This window comes from Rhodococcus sp. MPR-R1B (assembly GCF_058793255.1).
This window is the reverse complement of record NZ_JBXAFO010000008.1, coordinates 109,022-121,251: the sequence shown is the minus strand read 5'-3', so window position 1 is coordinate 121,251 and position 12,230 is coordinate 109,022. Positions and strand designations below refer to the sequence as shown.

Here is a 12,230-nt window from a genome sequence, read left to right as displayed (position 1 = left end):
CTTATTCTTGCGTGCAAGATAAACAAGAGCTTCGACACTCTCAATCGCCGAGCTAACGTTCAGCGAAATCTCAACCAGCCAAACAGGAGTCGTGCCGTGGATTTTGTTCGACAGGACGAATTGCCCACCGATAGCGGGCTTACGTCCCAGATCGCCTCCACCACCCCGACGCTGACCGAACTTCAACGTCGGGAACTCGAGTGCGTCGAATTTTTCGACTCTCCGGAACTGGGCCACCTCCCGACGTCTCGGCGGCGCGAGGCCTTGCGTGAGCTCCACCGGACCGGTACCTACACGCACACAGCGGAGGAATTGCTCGTCGGCGCCAAACTCGCCTGGCGAAACCACGCCAGGTGCGTCGGTCGCGCGCATTGGCGGACCCTCAAACTCATCGACGCGCGCGATGCCGTCACAGCTTCCGCTCTCGCAGAAGCGTGCTGGGAGCACCTGCGACTGTCGACCAACGGCGGCGCTCTGCAGTCCGTCGTGACGGTCGGGCCGCTTCCCCGCGAGGACGGCCAGGAGTACCGCATCCTCAGCCCGCAACTGATCCGCTACGCCGGCTACCGGCAACCGGACGGCACCATCCTGGGCGACCCGTGGCACGTCGATCTCACCGCTCAGGTCACCGCGATGGGATGGAAGGGCGCCGGCACGGCGTTCGACGTTCTCCCCGTGCTGATTTCGGTTCCCGACGAACCCCTGCAGTACTTCGACGTCCCGACCGACCTCGTTCTCGAGGTCGAGATCGAGCATCCCGAATACAGCTGGTTCGCTGATCTGGGGCTTAAATGGCATGCCGTTCCCGCGGTCTCGGACATGAACCTCGACATCGGCGGAATCGTTTATCCCTGCACACCGTTCAGCGGTTGGTACGTCAGCACCGAAGTCGGTGCACGCAACTTCAGCGACACCGATCGCTACAACATGTTGCCGACCATCGGGGCGATGATGGAGCTCGACATGAGCCACGACCGCACGCTCTGGAAGGACCGTGCACTGGTCGAACTGAACCGTGCAGTTATCCACAGCTATCGCAAGGCCGGCGTCATCATGGTCGACCATCACACTGTCGCAAAGCAATTCATCGATCACATCGCGCGTGAGGACAAGGCCGGGCGCAAGTGCCCGACCGACTGGTCATGGGTGAACCCGCCCATGTCCAGCTCGCTCACGCCGACGTTCCACCGCCTGTACGACGAGCCCGATCTCGACATCCGGCCCAACTTCGTGACAAAAAAGAAGAAGGGCACCGACCAAGGCCGGTGCCCCTTCCACAACTGATCGCACTCAGAAGGGGATCTGCCCCAATCCGACACCGACCACGAGCATCGTGATCGAGATCAGGCCTGCTCGCCACAGGACCTTCTTGTGGTGATCCGCCAGAGAAACACCGGCGAGCGTGACCAGCAGCAGGATCGCCGGGACCAGCGGACTCTGCATGTGCACGGCCTGCCCGGTGATCGAAGCGCGCGCCATCTCCACCGGCCCGATGCCGTACTGGGCTGCCGTCTCGGACAGCACCGGCAGCACACCGAAGTAGAACGCGTCGTTGGTCATGAAGAACGTGAGCGGAATGCTCAGGACGCCCGTGATGACGGCCAGATGCGGGCCCATCGCGTCGGGGATTACCTGCAGCAGCCACTCTGCCATCGCCTCGACCATGCCGGTTCCCTGGAAAACGCCGGTCAGCACCGCTGCTGCCAGGACCATCGCGACAACGGAGACGATGCTCGACGAATGGCGTGCGATTGCTTCGCCCTGATCCTTGACCGCCGGGAAGTTGACCGCGAGAGCGATCGACGACGCAATCATGAACAGCACCGGGATGGGCAGGATGTCCATCACGAGCACGACGAGAAGGATCGTCGTCAGCGCGGCGTTGAACCAGAGCAGCTTCGGTCGCAAGGTGTCCCGCTTGGGGTCGAGGCCGTCGATGAATCGTCCGGTGTCGCCGCCGTCGTCCTCGGAGTCGTTCGAGCCGCCGGTGCCGGCGCTACCGGTGCTGGAACTTCCACCGTTTCCGACCTTTTCGAGGATGCGCTCAGAAGTCAGGACCAAAGTCCCGATCCTGCGGCGCTCCATGATCCCGAGGTGAATCGCGAATCCGAGCACCATGATCAGGCCGACGATCAACGACGGCACCATCGGCACGAACACGTCGGAGGGTGAGAGTCCCAGCGCGCTCGCGGCCCGGACGGTCGGGCCGCCCCACGGAATGATGTTCATCGTCGCGTTGGACAGGCCGGCGATCACCGTCAGAACGACGGGACTGACACCGAGTTTGAGGTAGAGCGGAAGCAGCGCCGAGGTCACGATGATGAAGGTCGTCGAACCGTCTCCGTCCAGCGAGACCACCATCGCGAGCACTGCGGTTCCGACCACGAGCCTCATCGGATCGTCTCGCACCATCCGCAGGATGAGCTTGACCAGCGGATCGAAGAGGCCGACGTCGATCATGATTCCGAAGAAGATGATCGCGAAGAACAACAGCGCCGCGGTGGGTGCGAGCGACTTGATGCCGTCGGTGATCATGTCGCCGATTCCGAGGCCGGCCCCGGCAAGTAGTCCGAAGGCCACCGGAACCAGAGTCAGTCCCACCACCGGGGTCGCGCGTTTGGTGAGAATCAGGAACATGAACACCGCAACCATGAGGAAGCCGAGTGTGACGAGCATGATGAACTCCTTTAGTGCTGAATTGCCGAGAAAAACGGCACGGCAAATCGAGCCGGTGACCTTCGTGGAGGTGAAACGAAACTTCGGTAGTGCTCAGTTGATGCCGGGCGGATCGAGTGTTGCGTCGACGAACCGGGATTGATCGGTGAGGAATGCGGAGAACTCGGGTTCGGTGAGAACTGCACTGTTCCAACCGTTTCGGCGAGACAGCTCGTTCCAGCGCGGACTTGCCGCCAGATCCCGCACCAAATTCTGCAAGTGCTGACGCTGATCGTCCGTCAGGCCCGGCGGCGCCATGAGGCCGCGCCAATTGGTGAACGTGACGTCGACGCCAGACTCCGCCATCGTGGGCGCATCCACCGCCGGGGTACGGGCCGGCGAGCTGACCGCAAGGACCCGAACCGTGCCTGCCGCAATCTGATCGAGGTACTCACCGATACCGGTGGCGGCTACGTCGACCTGCCTCGTGAGCAGTGCGGGAAGCAGTTCGCCGCCGCCGTCGTAGATGCGGTACGGGGAGCGCGACGGATCGACGCCGACCGCCCGTGCGAACAGAAGGCGGAACAACCCGTCCGGTCCACCTTCACTCGAACCACCGCCGATCGAGATCGACGACGGATCCGCCACCCAGGCCTGCGTCAGATCGGCGAGAGTTTTGTACGGTGAATCTGCTGGAACCAGTAGCGCTTCCGGTTCTTCGACGAGTCTCGCAATCGGTGTCACGTCGGCAAGTGTGTGCTCGGACGGCAGTATCTCGAGCGAACCGAGAACTCCGAGCCCCATGACCATGAGTAGGTCGGGATTCCCGCTTTCGAGAGCCAACCGGTTGAGTCCGACGATGCCGCCCGATCCGGGCAGCACAACGACGTCAGCGTCGACGGTCCCTTCGTCGGCCAGTGCTTGCACCATGGTCCGGGCGGTCAGGTCGTAACCACCACCGGCCACCGAGGGCACCAGTACGCGCAGTTCTTCGGAACTCTCACCCGCTCGGCCACCGGCGACGAAGGACTCGACCGGAGTGCATCCGGTCGAGAGCACGAGAGTCATCGCGCAGGCACCGAGCAGGGCGATATGCCTGCTCAGCCGCTTCGATGTGCTCATGGCTTCGTCCTTGTCTGCCGGTACCGATGTGTGAACAGGTTTCATACTGACGCACTTTGTGACTGGGGTCACCATTGGGAAAGCAAATTGATTTGTGCTCATTGTGCTCACGAACGGCCGCTTTCCCGGCATCGAACTGAAGGCTAGGGTCTGGCTGGTGTCCTCAGGAAACGAGCAGGCGGAGCGAGAGAGCAAGTCGTCTCTGTTTGCCCGGCTGTTTCGCCGCCGGCACACTCTGGCGACACAACTTCTCGAACTGCAACTTCTGATCGTCGTTGCAGTTCTCGTGTGCGTCACCGCCCTCTCCCTCGCGCAGTCGTCCGCGAGTTTCCAACGCGAGGAGGGACGTCGCGCACTCTCGGCAGCGGAATCGCTCGCAGCCAATCCGGCAGTACGCGAGCTACTCCCCCAGGCGCAGACCCGTCTCCGCTCCGGACTACAAGGTTCGGTCGACTCGGTACGCGCCATCTCGGGCGTCACCTACGTCTCGCTTGCCGACGCCGACGGCAGTGTCGTCATTTCGACGCGTCCCGGTGATGTCGGCATCGACGCACGTCAGACGGAGGATCGGTCGTGGACGGGTTTGGTCGACACGCCCTCCGGCAAGGCCGTGGAGGCGCACGTTCCGATTCTCGGCAGCGAAGGAGCGATTACCGGAACCGCGATCGTCGGCATCGAGTACCCCTCGATCTGGACACGGCTGCTGCAGTCTGCACCGAATCTCCTGGTATACCTCGCGGTGGCATCCCTTCTCGGCGGCGTCGGGTCGATCCTGTTGGCCCGCAGGGTAAAACGGCAAACCCTCGGCATGGAAGCCGGCGAGATCCTGGACCTGGTTCGCCAACGTGAAGCAATGCTGCGCGGTCTCAAGGAAGGCGTCATCGCATTCGACGCGCAGGGAAAGGTGGTGCTGATGAGCGACAGTGCCCACCAACTCCTCGACATCCCACGCGGCAGCGCCGGTAGATCGGTGCGGGACCTCGGTCTCGACGACCGCCTCCAGAGTGTACTGACCTCCGGCACAACCGAATCCGATCAGTTGGTTCTTGTCGGCGATCGCCTGCTCGTCCTCAACACCGTCTTGATCGAATCGAAAGGCCGCACCATCGGGTCGGTCACCACTTTCCGCGACCGCACCGAATTGCGCTCCGTGGAAGAAGAACTCGACGTGACCAAAACCAGCACCGACGCACTACGCGCCCACATCCACGAGTTCGACAATCAACTGCACACCATCTCCGGCCTCATCCAGCTCGGCGAATACGACGAGGTGGTCGGCTACGTCGAGGGTCTGACCATGGAGCGCGCGCAGGTCAGCGCGACCGTGACCGAGAAGATCGCCGACGTCGGCACCGCCGCACTCGTGATCGCCAAGATAGGTGCTGCTGCACAGGGGTTGGTCACGGTCGAGCTGGCGGCGGACACACATCTGGAGACGGTGGACCGCAGACTCGGACGAGATCTCGTGACAGTGGTCGGAAACCTCGTCGACAATGCCGTCGACGCCGTCGGTGAGATGCCGGAAGCCGCGCGCCGCAAGGTTCGGTTGTCGATTCGGGGCCGTGGCACCGCGGTCGAAGTGCGGGTCGAGGACGCCGGCCCCGGTATCGCGCCGGAGAATCGCGACAGGGTGTTCGGCCAGGGCTGGAGCACCAAGGGACAATCGAGCGACGGACACGGTTTCGGTTTGGCGCTGGTGCGCCTGACGTGTCGTCGGCGGGGCGGCGACGTCACCGTGAGCACTCGTTCGGCAGAGGACATCGAGTGGACTGTCTTCAGCGCAGTCCTACACGACGGAGAGGGCGCATGATCCGGGTACTGGTGGTCGACGACGACTTCATGGTGGCGAAGGTGCACAGCGGATTCGTCTCGCGGATAGACGGTTTCGAAGTGTGCGGCGTTGCCCATTCGGCCGAGACCGCGCTGGCCGCAGTCGGTGAGTTGCAACCCGACCTGGTTCTTCTCGACGTCCACCTGCCCGGCACCACCGGACTCGATCTGATCGCCCCGTTTCGCGAGCTGGCACCGGAGCTGGATGTTCTTGTCATCACTAGTGAGCGTGAGGCCGGCTCGGTCAAGAAAGCGCTGCGCAGCGGCGTCGTGCATTACCTGATGAAGCCCTTCACGTTCGAGGTTCTCCGTGAGCGTCTCGAGCGGTACCGATCGACATATGCGAATCTCGACAGCTCCGGCGAAGCAGAACAGACAGCAGTGGACGAGGCCTTCGGTGTGGCAGGTGGCGCGCCCGGGGCGTCGTCCCACAAAGGTTTGCCCAAAGGACTCAGTCCTGAGACCCTTCAGCTGGTCGAGGCAGCACTACGAGACGAAACCGAACCCGCCTCGGCCACAGATATTTCCGAGAGGGTCGGCATCTCACGCGCGAGCGCGAGGCGCTACCTCGAATACCTCTACGAAACCGGGCGGTCCACCACTTCGCTGAAATACGGAGTGGTGGGCCGCCCGGAACGTCGTTACGTCTGGAAACGCTGACCCTTCGCTACCCGACGCTGGTTCCTAGACCGCGCGGGCGCTGGTCTCCCAGTACCGCGCACGCAGCGCCTTCTTGTCCAGCTTGCCCAGCGGTGTCAGCGGAAGGGAATCCACGAAGTCGATGCTCTTGGGAGCGTGAACCGAACCCTTGGCCGCCTTCACCTTGTCGACCAGTTCCTCGGTGTCGACGGTCAGTCCGGCACGAAGTACGACACAGGCCTTGACGGCTTCGCCCCACTTGTCGTCCGGCACACCGACTACCGCCACCGACGCGACGGACGGATGCGCCGAGATCACGTCTTCGATTTCGCGGGGGAACACGTTGAAACCACCGGTCACGATCATGTCCTTCTTGCGATCGACGATGGACATGAACCCGTCCTTGTCCTTGCGCGCGATGTCGCCGGTGTGCAGCCAACCACCCCGGAACGCCTCAGCGGTTTCGGCCGGCTTCTTCCAGTAGCCCTTCATGATCAGCGGGCCACGGACGCAGATCTCACCGAGTTCTCCCTGCGGCACCTCGTTGAGGTCGTCGTCGAGCAACCGGACGTCGAGCCACGGCACCGGACGCCCACACGTGGCGAGGCGGGCCGGATCGTCGGCGAGGTGTTCTTCCTTGCGCAGCACCGAGATAGTCATGCCGCACTCGGTCTGACCGTAGAACTGGAAGAAGATCTGACCGAACTTCTTGATGCCCTCCTGCAGTCTGGCGGGAGACATCGCGGACGCTCCGTAAAACAGCGTCTGCAAACTCGAGACGTCCCGCTTGGGCAGATCGGGGTGGTCCATGAGCATGTAGATCATGGTGGGCACCAACATGGTTGCCGTGATCTTGTGCTTCTCGATCGCTTCGAGCACAGCACCTGGCTCGAAGGCAGGCAGGACGATCAACGCACCGCCGCGCAGCAAGGTCGGGATGAAGAACGCTGCACCTGCGTGTGAGAGTGGCGTGCAGATGAGGAAGCGGTTGTCCTCGGGCCACTGCCACTCCGACATCTGGATCTGATTGAGCGCAGCACCCGAACGGAAGGATCCGACAACACCTTTGGGCTTGCCGGTCGTTCCACCGGTGTAAACCATGCTGCTGGCGTCTTCGGCGTCGACGTGCGCTGCCTTCAGCGGCGCGGGCTCGAACGTGGCAGCCAGCGCGAGGATGTCGATTCCCACCTCGGACGGCCCCATCGAGAGCACGTTGGTCAACGACGGTGACGACGCCTTCAACTCGGCGGCACGCTCTTCGAAGGCATTGGGATCGAAGATCAGCGTCTCGATCTCGGCGTCGTCGACGATGTACTTGTGGTCGTCGAGCGATCCCATCGGGTTCAAGGCGCTCGCCCGGCAGCCGGTGATCATGGTCGCGCCCATACTGATCAGAACCTCGGGGCGATTCTTCGACAGCATCGCGGTGCTGGTGCCCTGAGTGATTCCCAAAGACGCGAGCGCCTGGGCGAAGCAGCTGATCTGATCGCGCATCTGACCGCCGGTGAGGATCACGTCGCCGAGGTACAGCGCGGGCTTGTCGTGATTGCGTTCCAGAGCGGTGATGAGCAGGTCCGGACCGTATACCGGTCGGTGCAGGTCAGCGAACTCGTCTGTCATCTGGTCTTCCTTCTGCTCGGCGCGTGCAGTCATCGAGATGTGCTCCCGGTCACGGATACGATATCCAGAATTGCACAAAACTGGAACAGGTTCCACCTCTTCGATCGAATCCGAGAATGCTCCCGATCAGCGGGAAGCCCGTCGTCACCCGCGAGAGCGGTGGTTAGCGTCGATGTACCCACCGAGACGACAGCGTCTCGGTCGCGTCCAACGGAGAGTGTCATGACTACCAACCTCGGTACCGCCCACTTCACGGCAACTGCTCCGCGTACTGCCACCACGCTCCTCTCCGATTTCGACTCGTTGTACGGCACCGTGCGCTCGGCACCCGACGGGGCCGTCGTCGAGCAGGACGTCGTGTTCTTCGGACGCCCCGATCCAGGCGCACTGCTCACCGGATCCGTGAGGGCGCTGAGTTCGACACTCGAGCGGATCACCGAATACCACGACCAGACCGGGCATCTGGTGGCCGAGGTCTTCGTCCGGGAAGCCCCGACAGCGGGCACCGGAACCGATTCCGTTGCCGCCCTTGCTGATTTCGCTGCTCGTCGTTACGGCTCGGCGTCACTACGACGCTTCCGCGGACGTTGCACCGCGACTTCCACGGGAACAGATCTGCACTGCTCCGTGACAGTGCTCGCGACGTACGAGAAGGACCACGAGAGCGTGGCCGACGTAGCTCTGGTCGCCACCGATCCCGCTGGGGTCGTCACTGCCCGGGCCTGGGCGACTTACGCGATCGACGATGTGGCGACACTCGCGAGCTGAATCTCTGCAGGTCACCGAGTAGGCGTTCCATCCAGCGGGAACTGCCGTATCTCCAGCGGACGCTTCGTCGTTGTATGAGACGGATCACATCACTGGAGCGTCGCAAGACGCGGCTCGGAGGAAGACATGGCACTCGGAACCGGCCCACTCACCACTACGGACACCCCGACGCAGACGGGCGCCGGCGAGGAAATTCGAGAAATCGAAGCGGCAGCGCCTCCCGCACGGTTCGCACGTGGATGGCACTGCCTCGGACTGAGCAATACCTATCGCGACGGTCAGCCCCACCAGATCGAGGCATTCGGCACCAGCCTTGTCGTCTTCGCCGACAGCAAGGGCGACATCAAGATTCTCGACGCATACTGCCGCCACATGGGTGGCAACCTTGCTCACGGAACCGTCAAGGGCGATTCGATCGCCTGCCCGTTCCACGACTGGCGTTGGGGCGGTAACGGAAAATGTACGGCGATCCCCTACGCACGACGCGTTCCGCCGCTGGCCAAGACGCGGGCATGGATCACTCTCGAGAAGAACGGTCAGCTGTTCGTCTGGCACGATCCCCAGGGAAATCCCCCGCCCGCCGAGGTCACGATCCCCGACATCGAGGGCTTCGGAAGCGATGAGTGGAGCGACTGGAGCTGGAACACGCTCACCATCGAAGGCTCTCATTGCCGCGAGATCGTCGACAACGTCGTGGACATGGCCCACTTCTTCTACGTTCACTACTCGTTCCCCAAGTACTTCAAGAACATCTTCGAAGGTCATGTCGCGAGCCAGTACATGGAATCGGTGGGACGTGAGGACGTCATCAGCGGCACCAACTACGGCGATCCCAACGCTGTGCTCCGTTCGGATGCTTCATATTTCGGACCGTCGTACATGATCGACTGGATCAAGAGCGAAGCCAACGGGCAGATCATCGAGACCGTCCTGATCAACTGCCACTACCCGATCTCGAACAATGCGTTCGTCCTGCAGTACGGCGCGATGGTCAAGAAGCTACCCGGTATGGACGACGAGTCCACTGCCGCGATGGCCGCGCAGTTCACCGAGGGCGTCGAGATGGGATTCCTTCAGGACGTGGAGATCTGGAAGAACAAAGCTCCGATCGACAACCCACTGCTCTCCGAGGAGGACGGCCCGGTTTACCAGTTGCGTCGCTGGTACAACCAGTTCTACACCGACGTCGAGAATGTCACGGAAGACATGACGAAGCGCTTCGAATTCGAGATCGACACCACCCGCGCAGTGGAGAGCTGGAAGCGGGAAGTCGCCGAAAACGTTGCCGCACGCGACGCCCAGGCACTCGAGACAACCTCCTGATCCGCAGTCGAAAACACTGCTGAGACAACCAGACTGGATGCAAGGAACAACATGACGTACGAAGTGCTCGAACAGATCAACGCGATGGCCGACGACATCTTCGCCGAAGGCATCGAGGCCGAGCGGATCGGCCGGGTGGCCGACGACACCGCCAAGAAGATGAAGGCAATCGGTTCCATCCGCATGCTGCAGCCCAAGGAGCATGGCGGCATGGAGGCGCATCCGCGCGAATTCGCCGAAACCGTCATGCGCATGGCTTCACTGAACCCGTCGGCCGGCTGGGTCCACGGGATCGTCGGAGTTCACCCGTGGCAACTCGCGTTCGCGGATCCCAAGGTGCAGCAGGAGATCTGGGGATCCGATCCCGACACCTGGATGGCATCGCCGTACATGCCCGGCGGAATGTGTATCCCCACCGACGGCGGCTACAAGTTCTCCGGTCGCTGGCAGTTCTCCTCCGGTACCGACCATTGCGACTGGGCATTCCTCGGCGCGATGGCGTGCGACAAGGACGGCAACATGGAGATGCCGCCGCGCATGCTCCATGTGATCATTCCGCGCACCGACTACGAGATCATCGAAGACTCGTGGGATGTCATGGGACTTCGCGGCACCGGCTCCAAGGATCTCGTAGTCAAGGATGCGTATGTCCCCGATTACCGCGTCATGGACTGCGACGAGGTCATCGACGGCACGGCAGTGCGCAAGTACGGGCGCACCGAGACGCTGTACCTCATGCCGTGGTCGAACATTTTCCCCCTCGGAATCACCGCCGCCACGATCGGCATCTGCGAGGGAATGCTCTTCCACGCCAACGAGTACCAAGCCGATCGCATCAACGCGCAGGGCACGGCGATCAAGGACGACCCGTACACCTTGTTCGCCATCGGTCAGGCAACCGCCGACATCCGGGCTGCGCGCGACACCCTGCTTGCCAACGTCGACCGCATGTGGGATCGAGTGGACGCTGGCAAGGAAGTGACCTTCGAGCAGCGCGCGGAGGGACGTCAGACTCAGGTACAGGCCGCCTGGCGCGCCGTCAACGCAATCGATCAGGTCTACCCACGCTGCGGTGGCAACGCATTGCGGATGGACAAGCCGCTTCAGCGATTCTGGCGCGATGCTCATGCTGGACAGCATCACGCAATTCACGTGCCGAGCACCGTTTTCCACGCCGCATCACTGAGCCGTCTCGGCGCAGACCCGCAGGGTCCGCTGCGGGCGATGATCTGATCAGACTTCGACACAAGAAATCGACAGGAAAAAGACACGATGACACGCACTGACATCAAGGGACTTGGCTACGTCAAGATCTCGACCAACGACATGGCACGTTGGCGCACTTTCGCTTTCGACGTTCTCGGCTTCGCCAAGGGCAGTGGGCCGGACGAGAACGCGCTCTACCTACGACTCGACGAGCGTGCTGCTCGCATCGTCGTCGTCGAGGGTGAGCGCGACGAGATCGTCAACATCGGTTGGGAGGTCGCCGACCACGCCGCACTGCGCCGCGTTCAAGAAGCACTCGAAAAGAACGGCACCGAGGTCGAGCAGCTTTCGCTCGCCGAAGCAGATGCTCGACGGGTCGAAGAGGTCATCGCCTTCACCGATCCCGGCGGAGCAGCCATCGAGGTCTTCCACGGAGCGATCCTCGACCACAGCCCCGTGGTGACGCCCTTCGGCGCTCGATTCGTCACCGGCTCACAGGGTCTCGGCCACGTCGTACTCCCCGTCATGGACAGTGCTGCGAGCTTCGACTTCTACACCGAGGTGCTCGGCTTCTACCCGCGCGGCGCCTTCCGCCTGCCGGCCCCGCCTGAATTCGGGCCGCTGCGAATCCGTTTCATGGGCGTCAACGAGCGTCACCACAGCTTGGCCCTGTGCCCGGCACCGCACGGCGGCGCACCCGGCCTGATTCACATCATGGTCGAGGTGGACACCCTCGACGCCGTCGGCCAGGCACTCGACCGCGTGATGAAGGACGGATTCTCCGTGTCGTCGACCCTGGGTCGTCACACCAACGACAAGATGATCTCCTTCTACGTCCGCGCACCTGGCGGCTGGGACATCGAGTTCGGCACCGAGGGCGCGAGGGTGGATCAGGACTCGTACTCCTCCGAGGAGATCACCGCTGACAGCTACTGGGGCCACGACTGGTCCGGAAGCGAACCACTGGCAGCTATGTAGTACCCGCCGGTGGCGATCAATACCTGCCGGTGGCGATGTAATACCTGCCAGTAGTTAAACGACGAGGGGGTTTGCGCGAGCATTCGCGC

The 12,230-nt window shown here is 62.5% G+C and carries 10 protein-coding genes; 7 read left to right on the top strand and 3 right to left on the bottom strand.

The features are described from left to right. Positions 1-96 precede the first annotated feature (96 nt). Positions 97-1,284, top strand: coding sequence for a nitric oxide synthase oxygenase (locus tag AC1Q61_RS13660; protein ID WP_020906627.1), 1,188 nt, complete (start codon positions 97-99; stop codon positions 1,282-1,284). 6 nt (positions 1,285-1,290) lie between these two features. Here AC1Q61_RS13660 and AC1Q61_RS13655 read toward each other — a convergent pair whose 3' ends face one another. Both AC1Q61_RS13655 and AC1Q61_RS13650 read right to left on the bottom strand, forming a co-directional pair. Next, on the bottom strand, positions 1,291-2,676 hold the full coding sequence (locus tag AC1Q61_RS13655; protein ID WP_492651144.1) for a CitMHS family transporter: 1,386 nt from the start codon (positions 2,674-2,676) through the stop codon (positions 1,291-1,293). Between the two features lie 93 nt (positions 2,677-2,769). Beyond that, the gene (locus AC1Q61_RS13650) at positions 2,770-3,822 is read right to left on the bottom strand and encodes a Bug family tripartite tricarboxylate transporter substrate binding protein (RefSeq protein ID WP_007726742.1); all 1,053 of its coding nucleotides are present in this window, start codon (positions 3,820-3,822) and stop codon (positions 2,770-2,772) included. A gap of 112 nt (positions 3,823-3,934) precedes the next feature. Here AC1Q61_RS13650 and AC1Q61_RS13645 point away from each other — a divergent pair, with 112 nt between their 5' ends. Together AC1Q61_RS13645 and AC1Q61_RS13640 are read left to right on the top strand one after the other, a co-directional pair. Beyond that, positions 3,935-5,587, top strand: a complete 1,653-nt coding sequence (locus AC1Q61_RS13645) for a sensor histidine kinase (protein WP_228401992.1) — start codon at positions 3,935-3,937, stop codon at positions 5,585-5,587. Further along, on the top strand, positions 5,584-6,267 hold the full coding sequence (locus AC1Q61_RS13640) for a response regulator (RefSeq protein ID WP_042452198.1): 684 nt from the start codon (positions 5,584-5,586) through the stop codon (positions 6,265-6,267). Before AC1Q61_RS13645 ends, AC1Q61_RS13640 begins: the two co-directional genes overlap by 4 nt. Before the next feature lie 24 nt (positions 6,268-6,291). Here the strand turns inward: AC1Q61_RS13640 and AC1Q61_RS13635 are convergent, their stop codons facing one another. Further along, positions 6,292-7,866 carry an AMP-binding protein gene (locus AC1Q61_RS13635; protein WP_031332006.1) on the bottom strand — a complete coding sequence of 525 codons (1,575 nt, stop codon included), beginning with the start codon at positions 7,864-7,866 and terminating at the stop codon, positions 6,292-6,294. A gap of 222 nt (positions 7,867-8,088) precedes the next feature. On the opposite strand from AC1Q61_RS13635, the gene AC1Q61_RS13630 reads away from it, so the two are divergent. The 4 genes from AC1Q61_RS13630 (at position 8,089) to bphC (ending at position 12,141) form a co-directional block, all read left to right on the top strand. After that, positions 8,089-8,634 carry a hypothetical protein gene (locus AC1Q61_RS13630; RefSeq protein ID WP_003944299.1) on the top strand — a complete coding sequence of 182 codons (546 nt, stop codon included), beginning with the start codon at positions 8,089-8,091 and terminating at the stop codon, positions 8,632-8,634. A gap of 126 nt (positions 8,635-8,760) precedes the next feature. Further along, on the top strand, positions 8,761-9,957 hold the full coding sequence (locus AC1Q61_RS13625) for a 3-ketosteroid-9-alpha-monooxygenase, oxygenase component (RefSeq protein ID WP_003944428.1): 1,197 nt from the start codon (positions 8,761-8,763) through the stop codon (positions 9,955-9,957). Between the two features lie 51 nt (positions 9,958-10,008). Further along, the gene (locus AC1Q61_RS13620) at positions 10,009-11,190 is read left to right on the top strand and encodes an acyl-CoA dehydrogenase family protein (protein WP_003944352.1); all 1,182 of its coding nucleotides are present in this window, start codon (positions 10,009-10,011) and stop codon (positions 11,188-11,190) included. 39 nt (positions 11,191-11,229) lie between these two features. After that, entirely contained in the window at positions 11,230-12,141 is a 912-nt protein-coding gene (gene bphC / locus AC1Q61_RS13615; RefSeq protein WP_007726736.1) for a biphenyl-2,3-diol 1,2-dioxygenase, read from the top strand. The last annotated feature ends 89 nt before the right edge of the window (positions 12,142-12,230 follow it).